The 17,032-nt window shown below is 62.2% G+C and carries 15 protein-coding genes; 3 read left to right on the top strand and 12 right to left on the bottom strand.

Translation table 11 applies throughout. From position 1 onward, the window contains the following. Positions 1–3: 3 nt before the first annotated feature. Entirely contained in the window at positions 4–882 is an 879-nt protein-coding gene (locus GY725_18760; protein MCP4006230.1) for a hypothetical protein, read from the bottom strand. 101 nt (positions 883–983) lie between these two features. On the opposite strand from GY725_18760, the gene GY725_18755 reads away from it, so the two are divergent. Further along, positions 984–1,337 (top strand): hypothetical protein, encoded by a 354-nt coding sequence (locus GY725_18755; GenBank protein ID MCP4006229.1) that lies wholly within the window; start codon positions 984–986, stop codon positions 1,335–1,337. 21 nt (positions 1,338–1,358) lie between these two features. Here the strand turns inward: GY725_18755 and GY725_18750 are convergent, their stop codons facing one another. Genes GY725_18750 through GY725_18740 form a run of 3 tightly spaced genes read right to left on the bottom strand, consistent with a single transcriptional unit; the run spans position 1,359 to position 6,411 of the window. Then, complete coding sequence (locus GY725_18750) at positions 1,359–4,619, bottom strand: efflux RND transporter permease subunit (GenBank protein MCP4006228.1); 3,261 nt, start codon at positions 4,617–4,619, stop codon at positions 1,359–1,361. Further along, entirely contained in the window at positions 4,616–5,794 is a 1,179-nt protein-coding gene (locus GY725_18745) for an efflux RND transporter periplasmic adaptor subunit (GenBank protein MCP4006227.1), read from the bottom strand. The genes GY725_18750 and GY725_18745 overlap by 4 nt, the downstream gene beginning before the upstream one ends. After that, positions 5,791–6,411 carry a TetR/AcrR family transcriptional regulator gene (locus GY725_18740; protein ID MCP4006226.1) on the bottom strand — a complete coding sequence of 207 codons (621 nt, stop codon included), beginning with the start codon at positions 6,409–6,411 and terminating at the stop codon, positions 5,791–5,793. Before GY725_18740 ends, GY725_18745 begins: the two co-directional genes overlap by 4 nt. A gap of 358 nt (positions 6,412–6,769) precedes the next feature. Between GY725_18740 and GY725_18735 the strand changes: the two genes are divergently transcribed. Further along, complete coding sequence (locus tag GY725_18735; GenBank protein ID MCP4006225.1) at positions 6,770–8,290, top strand: hypothetical protein; 1,521 nt, start codon at positions 6,770–6,772, stop codon at positions 8,288–8,290. A gap of 3 nt (positions 8,291–8,293) precedes the next feature. Here the strand turns inward: GY725_18735 and GY725_18730 are convergent, their stop codons facing one another. From GY725_18730 to GY725_18720, 3 genes are read right to left on the bottom strand one after another with little or no spacing between them, the layout of a single operon-like run. Continuing rightward, on the bottom strand, positions 8,294–8,665 hold the full coding sequence (locus GY725_18730; GenBank protein ID MCP4006224.1) for a hypothetical protein: 372 nt from the start codon (positions 8,663–8,665) through the stop codon (positions 8,294–8,296). Next, positions 8,662–9,258, bottom strand: coding sequence for an NUDIX hydrolase (locus GY725_18725; protein ID MCP4006223.1), 597 nt, complete (start codon positions 9,256–9,258; stop codon positions 8,662–8,664). The genes GY725_18730 and GY725_18725 overlap by 4 nt, the downstream gene beginning before the upstream one ends. 21 nt (positions 9,259–9,279) lie before the next feature. Continuing rightward, on the bottom strand, positions 9,280–10,638 hold the full coding sequence (locus GY725_18720) for an aminotransferase class III-fold pyridoxal phosphate-dependent enzyme (GenBank protein MCP4006222.1): 1,359 nt from the start codon (positions 10,636–10,638) through the stop codon (positions 9,280–9,282). Between the two features lie 89 nt (positions 10,639–10,727). Between GY725_18720 and lysA the strand changes: the two genes are divergently transcribed. Further along, positions 10,728–11,963, top strand: a complete 1,236-nt coding sequence (gene lysA / locus GY725_18715) for a diaminopimelate decarboxylase (protein ID MCP4006221.1) — start codon at positions 10,728–10,730, stop codon at positions 11,961–11,963. 1 nt (position 11,964) lies between these two features. Here lysA and GY725_18710 read toward each other — a convergent pair whose 3' ends face one another. From GY725_18710 to infA, 5 genes are all read right to left on the bottom strand, one after another. Next, complete coding sequence (locus GY725_18710) at positions 11,965–13,392, bottom strand: sodium:proton antiporter (protein MCP4006220.1); 1,428 nt, start codon at positions 13,390–13,392, stop codon at positions 11,965–11,967. 130 nt (positions 13,393–13,522) lie between these two features. Then, positions 13,523–14,485, bottom strand: a complete 963-nt coding sequence (locus GY725_18705) for a calcium/sodium antiporter (protein ID MCP4006219.1) — start codon at positions 14,483–14,485, stop codon at positions 13,523–13,525. Positions 14,486–14,495: 10 nt separating this feature from the next. After that, positions 14,496–15,023: a 5-(carboxyamino)imidazole ribonucleotide mutase gene (gene purE, locus GY725_18700; protein MCP4006218.1), complete on the bottom strand. Its 528-nt coding sequence runs from the start codon at positions 15,021–15,023 to the stop codon at positions 14,496–14,498. 42 nt (positions 15,024–15,065) lie between these two features. Further along, positions 15,066–16,406, bottom strand: coding sequence for a Na+/H+ antiporter NhaA (nhaA, locus tag GY725_18695; protein ID MCP4006217.1), 1,341 nt, complete (start codon positions 16,404–16,406; stop codon positions 15,066–15,068). A 159-nt stretch (positions 16,407–16,565) separates the two neighbouring features. Next, positions 16,566–16,805 (bottom strand): translation initiation factor IF-1, encoded by a 240-nt coding sequence (gene infA / locus GY725_18690; GenBank protein MCP4006216.1) that lies wholly within the window; start codon positions 16,803–16,805, stop codon positions 16,566–16,568. Positions 16,806–17,032: the final 227 nt, after the last annotated feature.

The raw sequence follows: 17,032 nt of genomic DNA, 5'->3' as shown, positions 1-17,032 counted from the left end.
CCGTCAGTCCAAAGGCTCCGGGCGCATTCTGTGCGGTTTGACCGACACGCCGATGGGGCCTCGCGGTATGTACAGCGTTTCTCGCTTGCCGCTTCGCCAGATGATCACGCGCACCAGGTCGCCGACGCGCCCGCGAGTGGTGATATTGAGCAGATCCGTCTGCGTGAAGATGCTCTCCTGAGCGTAGCTCGAGATTACGTCTCCGTTGCGGATGCCGGAACGCCAACCCGGTGAGCTTTCGAGCACCCTGCGAACGGCGATGCGATTGGGTCGCCCGCTGGCGTACAGCATCCAGTCGTAACTCTCATCGCCCAGTTCCTCGCGCAGGGTGAGCAAGCGATCGGCGAGTTTCTTGGCTTCGCGTGCGTAGCGTCCGGATTGCCTCCAACCTTCACGGGCGGAGCGATTCCCGAGATTGAGCCGCTCCATCTCGAGTTCTTCGTAGTTGGAGCGGATGCCTTCGATCTCCGCTTCCCCGAGGCCCGAGCCCGCCAGAACTTCGAGATCGAGCCAGGTGATTCCGGGTCGATGAACCTGCGAAGGAGGAAGCTCGCCGGCTTCATCCCGAAGGTCCTCCAGTTCCTCGACCAACTCGTCGACGCGTTCACTCAGTCGATCGACCGCCGAGCTCAATTCTGTGCGTCTGGCGCGTTCGGAGTCGAGTTCTTCCCGCAACGCCAGTAACGCTTCATCGCGCCCCGCCCGTGGTGCGACCGACGCACTGACCGGTGGGCTGGTCGGCGTACGGGCGATCCGTTCTTCGACTCGGCGCGGGGGTTCCACATCGGTGCGGGCGCCGAAATACCAGGTCGAAGCGGCCACTCCGGCCAGGACGGTGGCGAGGGTCGCCACGGGCAGCACACCTCGTTGTAGCGTCGGCACAGATCCTCCAGATTGGATTGCCTCGCAGCCAGGGAGTATATCGTGATACGCTCCCGGCCGGCTAATCTGTCGAGCGATCGATCCCTTGGGAGGGCAATCCGATGCAATCAAGTATGCGTTTTCTGGCCGCTGGTCTGGCTTTGGTCCTGCTGGTCTCTTTTGCGACTCCGGCGCGCGCCGACGGTGTGAACAACTTCCTCGCAGGTATCATCGGTCTGATGACCTTCCCGGCCGATCCTGTCATGGATGTGATCACCCCTCCCGACGATTACGAAGATCTCCCGGCCTTTCCGGTAACCGGCCGCATCGTAGGATTTTTCCAGGGCACGCTCCTCGGCGTCTACCGGGCTCACATGGGGATTTTCGATGTCGTCATGTCCCCGCTGTGGATCTTTCCGACGATGAGTCCCGAGGCCCGCTGGGAGATCATCGAGGGCATCGAGTACGAAGAGTAGTTCCAGAAGCGGAGTTCTGGATCAGCCGAGCGAATCGAAGCTCGCGCCTGCGACCTGGCCTTCCAGAGGCCCGTCCTGCGCGCCGCCGAAGTTCTTGCGCCCGAAGAATCCGCCCACGCGATCGAGCCCGTGGATCAAAAGCGTGTAGAACAGTGGAACGCAGAAAAGCGTTCCCAGCATGCCGACCATGAGGCCGAAGCTGATTCCAACGGCGAATGGGCCGTAACTCTTCGAAGAGCCCGCCAGTCCGAAGGCCATCGGCATGAGGGCCAGCACGGTCGTGAGGGTCGTCAGGAGAATAGGGCGCACCCTGGCGGCTCCCGAGTTTTTCACGGCTTCGAGTAGAGGCATTCCCTCGGAGCGGGCTCGATTGATGAAGTCGACCATCACCAGGGAATCGTTGACCATGACACCGGCCAGTCCGATAAACGCGTACAAGAGCATCATTCCCACCGAATACCCGAATATGTGCAGTCCTACAACGATTCCCATGAAGGCGAAGGGGACTGCTGTGATCACGACGAACGGCTGCACGTAGCTGCGGAAGACGGCGGCCAGGATCATATAGACCAGCAGTAACGCGATTGGCAAAGCGGCCAGCATGTCCGCGAACGCCTTTTCCGTAGCCTCGAACTCGCCAGCGAAGGTCACGCTGACTTCGGGGTAGCGCAAGCTGATGTCGGCAAACTCGACGGAAAGCGCCGTGTTTGTCGATTCCGACGTCGCCTGCTCGTGGTCGACGTCCGCGTAGACGGTGATCGCGCGTTCGCCGTCGTGATGCGAGAGTGAAAGCGGGCTGCGACGGACCTCGAGTTCGGCGACGTCTCCAAGACGCACCAGGTAACCCGCAGGAGTGCGCACCTGAGTCTGCAGGATATCCGTTGCTCCGCGGCGATCTTCCCTGGACAGTAGAACGCGGATGTCCCGGTTCGCGTCCGAATCCTTTTCGCGGAAGCTGGAAGCGATCACGCCCTCGTTTGCGCCTCGCAAGGCCAGCGCCAGATCGCGAAACGTCAGCCCATGTCGATGTGCGCGTTCGGTATCGAGTACGAGACGAACCTCCTCGGGGCCGATCTCGAAGTTGTCTTCGATATTGAACACACCCGGAAGCGTGTGCAGATAGGCCTGCATTTCCAGGGAGATGGACTTGTTGCGCTCGTAGTCGTCACTCTGGATGCGGGCCGAAACGGGACGGCCGACGGGCGGACCGGATCTCGGGATGGGAACCCGCAGATCGACGATCCCCTCCGGATGGGCCTTCCGGTACTCCTGGAGTTTCTTCGCGATCGTCTGCAGGGCGTGTTCGGGTCGCAGTCGGTTCTCGAGTGTATCCGTCATCGTGACATAGGACATCGCGAGGTTTGCAGCTGAGTGCTGCATATCAGCTCCCGAAATGCCGCTGCCCACATAGGTCGTGTAGTTCTGGGCCACGCTGCCGAGTTCGCCGTCGAGTACATTTTTCTCGATGCTGCTGACGATCTCGTCGGTCTGCTCCAGGCTGAAAGCTCGAGGTGTCTTCAGACTCACGAAGAAGTTGTCGAACTCGGTCGGGAAGAGGTTGACCTCGAGTTGTGAAGCCGCGCCACAGGAGAACAGCCAGGAACACAGGATCAGTGTCGTGAAGGCTGCACGATGGTTCAGTACGACATCGAGTGCGCGCACATACCAGGCACGCAGATGCCCGATCCCCCGATCGACATGTAGATGCAAGCGGCTGAACGTGCGAACCATCCTGATGCTTGTCTGGACAAGGCGTCCGGCGCCGCTCGGTGCCTCGGGCATCTGTCCCGGTAGCCGCCGACTTCCGAAGTCCAGGTAGTGAGCGGGAAGGATGATCAGGCACTCGAACAGAGATGCGGCCAGGCAGATGATCACAGTCTTGGGCATGATCGAGAAGAACTCGCCCGACGTACCGGAGATCAGCAGAAGCGGAGCGAAAGCTGCGGCCGTCGTCGCGACTGCGGCGATCACCGGCCACATGACCTCTTCCGTTCCTTCCACGACAGCATCGCGCAGGTCCTGACCCGTTTCGATCCGGCGATAGATGTTCTCCAGAACGATGATTGCATCGTCGACGAGCATGCCGGAGACCAGAAGCATGCCGACCAATGTAATCGCGTTGATGGTCATGCCCATCAACGGAAAGAGGATCATCGCAAACAGGAAACTGAACGGGATCGCGATGACCGTCAGGGCCGCATTTCGGAAGCCAACGGTGAACCAGAGGATGGCCATGACAAACGCGATACCCGTCACCAGATTGCTCGCCAGCACTCCCATGCGCGATTTCACATAGCGCGAGGTGTCCAGGGTTTTGACCACGTCGATGCCCTCTGGCAGGAACTCAGTGGCCGTAGCGAGCCATTCATCGACCCGGCCGGCCATTTCGATCAGGTCCGAGTCGTTCTTCTTCGCGATGTTCAGGATCAGTGCCGGCTGGCCATTGAAGCGGCCGCGGAAGCGCCGCTTCTCGAGGTCGTCTTCGATGGTTGCCAGTTCCGATAGTCGTACAAGCGAGCCGTCCCGGTTTCTGCTCACCACCGTGCCTGCCAACTCTTCGAGGCTGGAGAAGTTCCCCGTAGCCCGCAGAGTCGTTTCACCACGATCGCCGCTGTTGAAGGTCCCGGCGGGCAGGTTCAGATTGGTGCTGTTGATTGCATCGGCGATATCGGCGACGACGAGTCCGTGACGTGCGGCGGACTCGCGGTCGACGTGCACGCGCACCTCGCGTTCGTGCTCGCCGCGGACGATCACCTTGCGAACGCCTTCGATCTTTTCCATTCGCCGGCGCACCCGATCCGCGGCTTCCAGTAGCGCCTTTTCTCCGACGTCGTCGGTGTCGGTCACGGCGATCAATACGGCGGGGGAGATCTCACTGTAGGACAGTTCGCGGAGGAAGGGTTCCTCGGTATCGTCTGGAAGGTCGCTCACGCGGTCCAGGGCGGCGCGTACGTCGTTGAGTGCGGCCTGATAGTCGCTATCGCTGAGCGTCTCATCCCATTCGATCATCACCGCAGAAACGCCCGCGCTCGACTCGCTGCTGATCTCCTTGATGCCGTCGATGCTTTCGACCTCCTTCTCGACCTCCGTGGTCACCAACTGCTCGACCTCTCGGGCAGAGGCTCCCGCCCAGGTAGTCGTGATGATCGCCATGTTGAACGATATGTCGGGATAGAAGTCGATCGGTGTGCGCAGATAGGCCAGTACACCGGCGAAGATGCAGACAAAGAACAGCAGATTGACCAGTACGACCTGCCGGACGGAGAAGCGGACGACGCTCAAGGCGTTTCCTCGATGGATACCGTGAGCCCTTCTCGAAGTCGTTCAACGGATGAACCGGCGATGCGATCCCCGGTCGAGAGTCCGGCGACGACTTCGACGAACTGGGGACGGAAGGGCACGGGGCGCAGCGATATTCGGCGCCTCTGGACGCTATGCCGACCGTCCTTCTCCACCAGTAGAAAAACGTAGTCGAGTTCGAACTCGCGCACGGTAGCCCGGCGCGGAATGCGAATGCTCGGCCGTTCAGCACCGATCTGAATTACGGCGTCGGCGAGCATTCCGGGTAGGAGTCGCTCCTGTTCATTGGCCAGGAGGATCTCGACGGGATAGCGCTGTGAAATATCGTCCGGTGCCTTGCCGATGCTCGCGATTCGGCCGTCGAAAGTCTCTCCTGGAAAGACGCCGACCTGCACCTGCACCAGATCGCCTGTGTGAAGCGCCACGACCTGTTGATCGCTCACACCTACCTCGAATTTGATTTCGCTCAGGTCCAGGATCTCGGCCACCCGGTCACCGACGCGCACGTAACTGCCGGGTTCGAGATCGAGCCAGTTCACGGTGCCCGCAAACGGCGCCGTGATGCTGCTCTTGATCATGTGTTCTCGGGCTTCGGTCAGGGCCGCCCGGGCTTCGGTCAGACTCGCAAAGCTGGCTCGCTCCTGATTCAGCGCCCGGTCCAGTTCGGAAGCACTCGCGACCTGTCGATCTGCCAGACCTCTCTGGCGTTCCAGATCGGTTTTTGCGAGTCGATGTGCGGCTCGCGCTCTCAGTACGCCCGCTTCGGCTCGGCCGACCGCAGCGCGTCGCAGGGTCGTATCGAGTTGCAGCAGAACCGCGCCCTTTTCCACGGCGCTGTGCTCGCTTGCCAGGATCTCGACCACGGCGGCTTCGACTTCCGCCGACAGGCTGACGGAGCGTTTCGCTGCGAGGACGCCGGACAGTCGTGCGATCGAATGTGTAGCCGCGTTGTCGATCAGGATCGGACGAATGGATACCGTCGGTCTGCGTACGGTCTCCGCCTGTCCCGCCCCGACCTGTTGCGACGCCTTCCGCGCTTCCGCGCGTTCACGCGCGGCGACAGCCGAGTCCGAGGTCATGAAAAGTACGACGGCCGCAACTGCGAGCACAGCTGCGATGCTGAAGACGATGACATTGGCGCCAATTCGCGAACTCACGAGTGGCCTCCAGCGCCGCGCGACAGAGTGGAACCGGACTGGCACAGACCGGTTTCGAGCAGATTCAAGATCGTGTCGAGAACGAGTTCGGCGTTTACGCGTTCGGGATCGAACATGGCGCGGTACACCAGGCCGTCGAAGACCGCCAGAAGAACGAGTGTGACTTCGTTCGCATCGAGATCCGATCGAAATGTTCCGGCTGCCTGTCCCTCTTCCAGGGTGTGAGTGAACTGCTCCTCACTCGCGCGATAGGCATTGTGGAATTCACTGAAGATTCGCTTGCGAACGGCCTCGTCGCGCGCCACCAGCGCCCAGATCTGATACGAAAGTGACTGGGCCTGGCCGCTGATCGTCGGGAAGATTTCCACGAACAGCCTGCGCAGGTGGTCGACCAGTGCGGAGTTGCTCTTGCGGTCCGCGGCTGCAAGCCGACCCACCTGCAACCGGCCCTCGGACATCGCCTGCAGGACCGCTTCCACCAGTAGCGATTCCTTGGAGCTGAAGTGGTTGTAGACCGTTCCCTTGCTGACCCGGGCGCGGCGGGCCACCTCGTCGACGGGCGCCGCGTCGAAGCCCCGCTCCGCAAATACGCTGCGAGCCGCCTCGAGGATGCGCATCCGAGCCCCCCCCTCGCGTCTGGCGGATTCTTGTTCCCGAGGGCGGGTCGTCTGTTCCATTTCGCGGTCCCTCTCAGGATTCTCCCCGAAAACACAAGTCTTTTCGAGCAGGCCAGGGGCGGGAGGGGAGTACTGACTGGTCAGTTCTCGTCCAGCCTACCACCGCCTCCTGCGGGCGGCAAACGGGCGAATGGACGCGCCGTCGCAGACGGCGGGCCCGGGGGCGAACGGACACAGAAGAGCACGAGAGGCGTTCCCGGATTCCCGGCAGATCGGCTCCAACCCGAAGGCGAAAGGGCCGTGGCGTGCGCACGAGTGTCGCCTGCAGAAGAGGCCGCTCTCCGCCGATGCCCATAGCGTGGAAGAGTCGACGAGCGACACCGGAGAAGCTGGGGAGAGCGAACGAGAAGGCCCTCGTTCCGCCTGGATCTGGCTGTGGGTGGGCGTGTTTTTCGCGTTCACGGGCGGCTTCCAGCTCTGCCTGCCGTACTTCTTCGACGCGGATACCGGTTACCACCTGGCGGTGGCGCGTCTGATCCGGGAATACGGGATCCTGCACGCCTTTCCCTGGACCCCTTATAGCTGGCTCGCAGATCACTACGCCGACAAGGAACTCGCATTTCATCTGCTACTGGTACCGCTGAGTTCGCTCCCGGCCAATGTTGCGGCACGCGCAGCCGGAACTCTGCTGGGTGCCGGACTGCTGACGGTGTTTTTCGCGATCTGTGTTCGGGAGCGCGTTCGTTTCGCCGGTCTGTGGACTCTGATCGTGCTCACCTCTTCGAGCGCGTTCATCTGGCGCTTTTCAATCGTCCGACCGCACCTGATTTCCATTTCCCTCGTGCTGATTCTCAGCTGGGCTGCGGTGCGGCGCCGTTGGGCCCTGCTGTTCGTCGTCTCTGTGTTGTATCCGCTGTGCTACACCGCCTGGCATCTGCCTCTGATACTCCTGGCGATCGTCGAAGCCGTGCGCTGGCTGGCGGAGGGCCGAATCGAGTGGCGCGTGCTCGCTCTGACGACATTAGGTCTGGCACTCGGCATTGCCTTGCATCCCAACTTCCCCGAAACGCTGGAGTTCTTTTGGGTACAGAACATCGACGTGCTCTTCGGTACGGCGTGGGCTGGTGTTTCGGGCTTCGAACTCGGTGGTGAGTTCCGTCCCTTTTCGCCCTCCGGAATGGTTCGCTACATGGCCTGGCCGGCGCTCCTGACACTGGGTGCGGCGGTCCTCGCGTGGCGGGATCGCCAACGTGATGTCCTGCCGTTGGCGATCGCGGCCATCGCTGTGGCATTCCTGGTGCTGACCCTGCGCTCTCAGCGCTTCATCGAATATCTGGCACCCTTCGCGGCATTGGCCGCGGCTCTGGCCTGGCGGCCCATCCGCTGGTCCGGACTCGCGCCGGGGTTGCTCTGCGCATCGGCCATCTACCTCGCCCTGATCGCGCCTCAGCCGATTCAGCGCATGCTGAAGCGCAGTGTGCTGTTCCCGGGCCCGGTCGCCGAAGAGCTTCAGCGGATCGTGCCTCGCGACGCACAAGTGTTTACCTGTGACTGGCACTTCACCGGAGAGATGATGCTCGCGCTACCCGAGCGACGCTTCATGGTCGCGCTCGACCCGGTGTTCTTCTGGAAGCGCGATCCGGATCTGTACACGCTCTGGTTCGATACCGTGCACACGCCGCCGCCTCGACCGGCAAGCCTGATTTTCGATTCCTTCGACGCGCGTTTTGTGGTCTGCGACCGGCGCCTGCGCTGGCTGCCCCTGCTCAAGGCCCTGGAGGAGGATCCTCGGGCGCACCGGCGTGCAATTGTGGGCTACTGGAGCGTGTACGAGATCGACGAGGTCGCTCGCCCCTCGGCTTCGCTGACCGCCGATTGACGCTCAGTCCTGCTCGTCGAGCACACTGGCCATGGGCCGCAATAGCACTGGGAACCAGTGGGGTTCGTCGTGCCCCTCGGGTGGAATGGTCTTTTCGACGGGCAGAGTGAGGACGCGTCCGTCGGTCTTGTAATCCGACTTGTGACCGGGGATGGCGGCAAGCGATTGCTCTTCGAGGAGTTCGAGGATCGCGTCGACCAGGGGCCTGGGCATGCCGCTCCAGATGATGCGATTGCCCGGAAGTGCAATCTGGGTCTCTTCGCGGGAATCACCGGCAAACTGCTTGTGCAGCGCCGCAAAGCTCACGAAGTCGTTTTCGGCAACGTAGGCGAGCACCTCGACTTTGTACTCCGCGACACTGCGCCACTGGCTCACGTCGTTCTCCCGGGTGTTTCGTCCAGAACTCCGAGAGGTCGAAGCCGTTCCCAGGCCTTTCCCACCTTGCGCAATTGACTCGGGTCGTGCAGACGGCGCCGCGCTTCCCCCCAGTCGAACCAGGCCAGGTCGGTGGACTCGTCGCTGATCACGAGCGGCTGACCGGCGGCCGCGATCAGAAGGTAGTTCACATCGAGGTGCAGGTGTTCTGGATCGCGATCTCGCGCCGGGATTCTGTGCACGTCCAGATCGAGTACCTGCATTCCGTCCGCATCGGGCATGAACGAGAAGGCCCGCATGCCGGATTCCTCACGCGCTTCCGTCAACGCGACCCGCTCGGTGTCGGGATCTCCATCGGCGTGACCTCCGAGCTGCAACCAGACACCGAGCTTGCGGTGGTGCGTGAGCAGAATTCGCGAATGATCGTGAGAGACGATCCACGCTGAAGCCGTGATGTGCCCATCGACGCAGCTGCGTTCGAAGCAGTCGGTATTTGCGCGCACGAACTGGCGCAGATGATCTGTCGCGACACGCTCTTCGGGGAACCGGCTCAGGTATCGCTGGAGAAGCTGCAGAATCGGCTCGCGGTGCATGGACCCTCCTGTCGCGGCTCGTCAGAGTCGATCGAAGACCGTCTGCAGGGCGGTCATCAGCTCGTCGAGTTCGCTCGTGTTCAGGATCAGCGGAGGTGAAAGGGCGATGCATGTTCCCGCCACGGCACGCGTGAGGATGCCCGCGTCGTGCAAGGCCTGTTGGGCGCGGGCGGTGTCTCCGGGATCTCGAGGTTCGATCGCCGCCATCATGCCGATGCCGCGCACCTCGCGAACTTTCGCATGGCCCGTAAACGACTCGCGCAGACGTCGCTGGAGTTCGGCGCCTGTCTTGGCTGCAGCGGCCACCAGGCCTTCCCGTTCCAGGATGTTCAGGTTCGCGAGTGCTGCCGCAGCGGAAGCTGGATGCCCGCTGTAGGTGAAGCCGTGCGTGAACGGTCCCATATCGGCGGGTGCGTCTCGCAGTACCTGCCAGATCGGTTCGGAGATCAGACAGGCGGACATCGGCAGGTAGCCGCTAGTCAAGCCTTTGGCCAGAGTCATGAGGTCGGGACGGATGCCGAAAGCCTCCGAGCCAAACCAGTGGCCGAGACGGCCGAAGCCGCAGATGACCTCGTCGGCGATCATCAGTACATCGTGCTCGCGCAGGACTTCCTGGATGCGCTCGAAGTAGCCCGTCGGTGGGACGATTACGCCGCCCGCACCCATGACCGGCTCGGCGATGAAGGCCGCGACACTCTCAGGTCCTTCGGCCCGGATCCGCTCGTCCAGTTCGTTCGCGAGCTGGTCCACATAATCTGATTCCGAGAGTTCTGCCTCACCCGCGCGGAAGTGCGGCGTCGAAACGTGCAGGAATCCGGGCAGGGGCAGGTCGAAGGCCCTGTGGATTGCGGGCAGTCCCGTAAGGCTTCCGGCGCCCAGAGTGACTCCGTGGTAGCCGCCGTGGCGTGAAACGATCTTCTTCTTGTCCGGCTGGCCGCGCAGATTGTTGTAGCGCCACACCAGTTTGATCTGTGAATCGTTGGCGTCGGAGCCCGAGAGCCCGAAGAATGCACGCGCCATCGGCACCGGTGAGAGTTCCAGCAGCTTCGCGGCCAGGCGCACGGAGGGTTCGTTCCCCATCGACGCGAACGAGTGGAAGAAGGGCAGGCGTCGCACCTGCTCGGCAATCGCCTCGGCGATTTCATCTCGGCCGTAGCCCACGTTCACGCACCACAGACCCGCCATGGCATCCAGGTAGCTGCGCCCCTGCGAGTCGCGCACGCGTACCCCGTCTCCTTCGACGATCAGGGTCCCGCCGCGCTCCAGATGCCCGGAGAGGTTCGTGAATGGATGCAAGAGTGAGTCGCGGTCGAGCTGATCGAGATCGGCGGGCGCTCCGGCCAAGGGCGTTCTCCTGTATCTGGTTGAGGCATTATGCATGGACGCGCTGCTTCCGCGCAGAGGTGACCGGGCAGTGCGGCCGACGGCTTGCTACCGTGGGCCGCGGCTCGATTCCGGAGGAGTCTTAGATGAAGCCTGTCGATGGAGCCCTGCTCGCGCGCCTGGCCCGAGAGCAGGGCACCCCCGTGTACGTATACGACGCGAATGTGATCCGCGAACGCATCGAAGCTCTGCGCGGATTCGACGTGATCCGGTACGCGCAGAAGGCGTGGAGCAATCTCGCCGTGTTGCGTCTGATGCGCCAGGAGGGCTTGCGGGTCGATGCCGTATCGGCTGGTGAGATCCAACGCGGGCTGCGCGCGGGCTTCAGTGGTGCGGGCGAGCCCGCTTCGATGGTCTACACCGCAGATATCTTCACGGCCGAGGCGCTCGATCTAGTGGTCGAGCACGATATTCCTGTGAACGCCGGCTCCACGGATATGCTCGAACAACTCGGTCGACGCAAACCCGGACACCGGGTATGGCTTCGTGTGAATCCGGGATTCGGTCATGGCCACAGTCGCAAGACCAATACCGGCGGCATCTGGAGCAAGCACGGAATCTGGTACGAGTACCTCGAAGAGGCTCTGCGCAGTATCGAGAAACACCGTCTGGATCTGGTCGGGCTGCATATGCACATCGGATCGGGGACCGATTTCGAGCACCTCAAGGAGGTCTGCGAGGCGATGGTCGCGCAGGTGAGTACGCTCGGTGTCGATGTTCGCTCGATCTCGGGGGGCGGCGGCCTGCCGATTCCCTACGAAGCGGGTCAGGATCTATTCGACACCGAGTCGCTGCATTCGCTCTGGAACGCGGCGCGCAAGCAGGTCGAGAAGATCGTGGCTCACGAAGTCTCGCTCGAGATTGAACCGGGACGTTTCCTGGTCGGCGAATCGGGAAAACTCCTGGCCGAGGTTCGCGCGATCAAACGCGAGGGGCCCAATCGCTTCGTCCTGGTCGATGCCGGGTTCAATAATCTGGTGCGGCCCGCCATGTACGGCAGTCGGCACGAGATTTCGTTTCTCAAGAAGTCCGGTGAAGTGGCTTCGGGCGAGACTCAACCCACGATCGTCGCTGGCCCGCTGTGCGAGTCAGGAGATGTGTTTACCCAGGACGAGGGCGGCATCGTCGTGCCCAGGGATCTTCCCGATGTGGAGGTCGGTGACTACGCCGTTTTTCACGACACGGGCGCCTATTCAGCGGTCATGGCGATGAACTACAACTCCCATCCGTTCGCACCCGAGATCCTGATCGATGGCTCGGAGGTGACGCTGATTCGCCGACGCCAGACGATCGACGATCTGATCGGGCTCGAAGAAGTCTGAGTCAGACCAGCGCCGCCGCGATCGTCGAGCAGAGCATGCCCAGGATCGCCGCGGTCAGGGCCAATGGGATCTGAGTGTTCACGTGATGCATCATGTCGCAGCCCGTGAACATGCTCGAGAGGATCGTCGTGTCGGAGATCGGTGAGCACTGGTCGCCAAAGACGGCACCTCCGAGCACGGCGCCGAAGCACACGCGCACGTACTCGGGGTCGGGATTGAGTGCCCAGGCCAGAGGCATCGCGAGCGGGAATACCACCGCATAGGTTCCCCAAGAAGTTCCCGTCGCGAACGCGATTCCCATGCAGAGCAGAGTCAGAGCGGCGGGCAGTAGTACGGGCGGGAAACCCGAGCCCACCAGTTGCACCACGTAGGCGGCCGTCCCGAGTTGCTTCGACACAGTCCCGAGTGTGACGGCCAGCCCGAGAATGATCGCGCCGATCGTCATCTTCTGGCATCCGCGCAAGAATCCGTCGAGTACCTCGGGAAGCGGCATGCCGCGTGCGCCCGCAATCAACATTGCAGACAACACCGCGCACATGAATGCCTCGTTGATCCAGCTTTCGTCGAGCAGGTAGTAGGGAATGATCGCCAGACCGAGCAGAACGCCGATGGGCACGAAGAAGTCGACGAGGCTGGCGGAATAACCGGTTGACTCGATGGTGGGTTCGGGTTCGACGACGAGCATGGGCTTGGCATCGTCGGCGTCGAGCAGTCCGTGGTTGATCGAACGTTCGCGCGCGCGTCGCATGCCGGAGCCGATCCATGGCAGGGCTCCGAGTGAAAGCAGCAGTGTCGAGGTCACCGCGAACCAGGCGTAGAAGTTGAACGGGATCGAACTCCAGAAGAAGCGCGCTCCGCTCAGGTCGTCCGGGAACAGCGGGATGGTTCCCGCAACCAGACCTGCCACGTACAGCGGCCAGGCGTTGAAGGCCGCCAGCGTTGCAACGGGAGAGGCCGTTGAGTCGACGACATAGGCCAGTTCTTCGTGGCTCACCTTGTGCTTGTCGGCGATGGGTTTGACCGTGGAGCCGGTGAGTACGGTGCTGACCGTGCCTCCCTGGTGGAAGACCACGCCCAGCAACCAGGCGGAAACCAGGGAAGTGCGCCGATCGCGAGCGAATCGGCTTCCCACTGTTTTCGCGAAATGGGCCGCTGCGCCAGTCTTTTCCCAGAGTCCGATCAAGCCTCCCAGGCTCCACAGATAGATCAAGAGGATCTGGGCGTAGTTCTTGGATCCGATCGAGGGAAAAAGAAAACTCGTGATGGGATTCGCCTTCGATGGGTCTCCGGTTTCCAGGTAGAAGACCAGACCACCGGTCAACACACCGGCGAACAGGGATGCGATGACCTGACGCGTCGCGAACGCGAGTGCGATCGTCACCGCGGCCGGGAGGAGCGAAAGAACGCTGGGTTCGAAGCCTTCGGGCATCGCCGGAGTCTACTGCGCCAGACCGGAACTCCGCCAGCAATCCCTGGCAGGCTGCGGAAAAACCCATTCCCGTCATCACGCGGCGTCTTTCATCCGCGCTCTTCATTGCTGAAACTCGCTGTAGAGCCCGTCAGAAGATCCCGGTCCAGAACGCCGGAGCCAGATCGCTACTCCAGCGCAGCGCCGCCATGCCCACGAGCAACGCGCCTTCGATGCGTGAGAGTCGCCAACCACTGCGCATGAACACCACCATGAAGGCGAACATGCCCGCCATCATGAACAGGCTCGTTTGTGCGGTATCGACGATGGTAAGCGGGTGTAGAAACGCGGCGAGCCCGAGCACACCCAGAAGATTGAAGAGACTGCTCCCGATCAAGGTCGCGGCCATGATTGCCGAGCGACCGCGACGCGCGGCCGCGATTGCGGTCGAGAGTTCCGGCAAGGACGTTCCGCCGGCGACGATCGTCACCGCGATTTCCCATTCGCTCAGCCCGATGGCCAGTGCGAGACTCGATGCCGCCTGGACCAGGAGATGAGCTCCGCCGATCACGCAGCCCAGCGCCGCGCATAGAAAGAAGAAGTCGATCCCGCGTCCCGGGTCCACCTGGAAATCCTCTTCCATCTCCTCCGCTGGCTCTTCCTCGTGGCGCATCAGGTACACCAGGTAGGTCACCAACAGCGTGACCATGAGCATGCCTTCTCCCCGAGAGAGCGTGCTGTCGTACAGGAGGAAGAGTACGAGGACGGACCCCAGAAGCAGAATGCTCCCATCGCGCAGGACCAGGTAGCGTGTCGTGGGGATGGCTCGTGCGGCGGCACAACCGCCCAGGATGAAGCCGATGTTGAAGATGTTGGAGCCGACGACGTTGCCAACGGAGATGTCGTGATGCCCGCTGAGTGCAGTGATCAGCGTGACTACGATCTCCGGTGCCGAGGTGCCCAGCGCGACGACGGTCAGCCCGATCACGACATCGGAGACATCGAGGCGGCGCGCGATGCGCAGAGCCGAAAGGACAACCCAGTCCCCGCCTTTCCACAGAAGGGAGACCGAGATCAGGACGAGTCCGATGTCTGTGAGAACACCCGAACTCATGCAGATCGAGTCACTTTCGCGCCCGGCGGGCCTTCTCGATGGCCGCGGCAACGTGCTCGGGTGCGTAGCGTTCCTTGTTGCGTTCGCCGAATTCGCGCAGGCGGTCGCGCAGTTCTGAGTTCGCAACCGCGAGGATCCGTGCGGCGAGTAATGCGGCGTTCTTCGCTCCGTCGATCGCAACGACGGCCGCGGGAGTTCCCGGGGGAAGTTGTAGCGAAGCCAGGGTTGCGTCGATTCCGTTGAGCGGTCCGACCGCACGCGGCACGGCTATGACCGGCAGAAGGGAGTGGGCCGCTGCAACGCCTGCCAGTTGGGCGGATAACCCGGCAAAGGCGATCAATACCTGGAAGCCGTTCTTCTGCGCGTTCTCGGCGCAAGCTGCAGTTTTAGCCGGTGTTCGATGGGCGGACAGCACGCGGATATCGCACGGGATGTCGAGTTCTCGCAGCGTATCTTCGCAGTCCAGAACCAGATCGAGATCGCTCGGGCTACCGGCCAGCAACAAGACGACTGGATCGGAGAATCCGCTTGTACTCATGAGGGCTCGAGTTCCTTCAGTTGGCGTGATCAGCGGACCTGATCAGCGGGCGTGATCGGTTGGTTTGGGCAGGACGACGATCAAGATCGCACTGCCGACGATTGCGCTGGCCAGTGATCCGACGAGGATGCCGATTTTTGAAGCATCGAGCATGTCTCCGTCAAGTGCCAGGCCTGCGATGAACAGGGCCATCGTGAAGCCGATGCCCCCGAGAAAGCCGCCACCGATCACGCCGCTCCAGCCCAGACCCGAGGGCAGGCGGGCCACTCCCAGGCGTACCGCGACAAAGCTGGTCAGGAAGATGCCGATGGGTTTGCCGAGCAGCAGGCCCGCGATCACGGCCAGCCCGATCGGGTTGGAGAAACCCGAAGAGTCCAGATGAACGCCCGCATTCGCGAAGGCGAAAACCGGCATGATCGCGAAGCTCACCCACGGGTGTAACAGGCTCTCGAGCCGTTCCAGGGGCGGGATGGTCTCCCGCGCGGCCACCGCCATCTGGCGCAGCATATCGTGCCGTTGCGTCGATCCGTTCGAATCGTTGCCGCGAATGAGGCCCGCTGTCTTGCGCACCGCGTCGCCGAATAGACCGTCGTCGATCCAAGGGCGTCCGGGGGTGATCAGGCCGAGGACTACTCCTGAAACCGTAGCGTGTATGCCCGACATCATGAACGAGTACCAGATGGCGATGCCCACGACGATGTAGACGGCCACGCTGCGAATGCCGATGCGATTGAAGAAGACGCACACCAAGAAACCCGCGCAACCGATGAAGAGCGATCTGAGGTCCAGGCCCTCGGTGTAGCCGATTGCAATCACGATGATCGCTCCGATGTCATCGACGATCGCGAGTGAGAGCAACATGATGCGCAGGCCGTGAGGGATGCGCGGGCCGAGAACGGCCATGCATCCGACGACGAACGCGATGTCGGTCGCCATCGGAATTCCCCAGCCCCGTGCTGCCGGTCCGCTTCCCTGAAGGAGCAGATAGATCCCGGCGGGGGCCACCATGCCGCCTATTGCGGCGGCGAGCGGAAGCGCCGCTTTCTTGGGGTCACGCAATTCCCCGAAGACGAACTCGCGCTTGATCTCCAGGCCGACGACGAAAAAGAAGATCGTCATCAGTCCGTCGTTGATCCAATGGTGCAAGCTGTAGTTCAGGGCGAAGGATCCGATCGAGATGCCGATCGGGGTCTCGAGCAGATGGTGGAAATCACCTGCGATCGGGGAGTTTGCGAGGATCAGTGCGGCGATCGTGAACAGGATCAACACGGCACCACTGGCTGCCTCGATATGCAGAAAGCGGTTCAGCGGTCGTGTGATGGCATCGACCGGAACGCTCGGCATCGGAGGAAGCGGAGGTGGCTTTGAGGTCGTGTCCGACATTGCTCTCACCCGAGACTTGGTATGGCCAGAGCGTGTACCCTATCTCAGGGCCACGGCAAGCGGTTCGGCTAGACGCGAATCCATGCGTGACGCTGGCGCCCTTTCCCGACACGAGCGCCAGTTCGCCGCGGCTTGCTGGGATAGCTGCGATTCAAGGTACTAGGGCTTGGGACGTCCGCCCAGCGGTTCCCTGTACGTGATGAAGCCGTGTGTGGGGTCATAGGGGGAGATGCCGCATTGCACGCGGTCTCCGGTGATGACGCGGATGTGGAAGCGTCGCATACGGCCCGAGAGTTGGGCCGTGATCACGTGCTCGTTGTCGAGCTTTATCTGGTAGCGCCCACCGCCGAGAATCTTCTCGACCTGGCCGCTAACGGTCACGAGGTCCTTTTTTGCCATTCAGTCTCCCGTTCAGGGCTGGTGTTTCGCGCGGGCGGCATTATAGCCATGCGGAGACTGGGGAACAGGGCTGCGGGCAGATATCCGCGCTAGGGAACCTCTGCACAGGGAGGCTGCGGCTGCGAAGCGCGATGCATCCGCCTGCGCTGCGTCGCGCGACCCTCTGCAGATCTACGGATCTGCGATCGGATCACGCTGCTTGCTCAGGCGGCGACTCCCGCTTCTCG

This window comes from bacterium, from assembly GCA_024226335.1.
GTDB lineage: Bacteria > Myxococcota_A > UBA9160 > SZUA-336 > SZUA-336 > JAAELY01.
The sequence above is the reverse complement of the archived record's forward strand: the minus strand, read 5'-3'. Positions and strand labels throughout refer to the sequence as shown.

What these genes read in the sequence shown, in the direction of transcription:
- nhaA (MCP4006217.1), bottom strand. Translation starts at nt 16,406, where the DNA reads ATGTCGGACACGACCTCAAAGCCACCTCCGCTTCCTCCGATGCCGAGC.
- infA (MCP4006216.1), bottom strand. Translation starts at nt 16,805, where the DNA reads ATGGCAAAAAAGGACCTCGTGACCGTTAGCGGCCAGGTCGAGAAGATT.
- GY725_18725 (MCP4006223.1), bottom strand. Translation starts at nt 9,258, where the DNA reads ATGCACCGCGAGCCGATTCTGCAGCTTCTCCAGCGATACCTGAGCCGG.
- GY725_18740 (MCP4006226.1), bottom strand. Translation starts at nt 6,411, where the DNA reads ATGCGCATCCTCGAGGCGGCTCGCAGCGTATTTGCGGAGCGGGGCTTC.
- lysA (MCP4006221.1), top strand. Translation starts at nt 10,728, where the DNA reads ATGAAGCCTGTCGATGGAGCCCTGCTCGCGCGCCTGGCCCGAGAGCAG.
- purE (MCP4006218.1), bottom strand. Translation starts at nt 15,023, where the DNA reads ATGAGTACAAGCGGATTCTCCGATCCAGTCGTCTTGTTGCTGGCCGGT.
- GY725_18710 (MCP4006220.1), bottom strand. Translation starts at nt 13,392, where the DNA reads ATGCCCGAAGGCTTCGAACCCAGCGTTCTTTCGCTCCTCCCGGCCGCG.
- GY725_18720 (MCP4006222.1), bottom strand. Translation starts at nt 10,638, where the DNA reads ATGCATAATGCCTCAACCAGATACAGGAGAACGCCCTTGGCCGGAGCG.
- GY725_18705 (MCP4006219.1), bottom strand. Translation starts at nt 14,485, where the DNA reads ATGAGTTCGGGTGTTCTCACAGACATCGGACTCGTCCTGATCTCGGTC.
- GY725_18755 (MCP4006229.1), top strand. Translation starts at nt 984, where the DNA reads ATGCAATCAAGTATGCGTTTTCTGGCCGCTGGTCTGGCTTTGGTCCTG.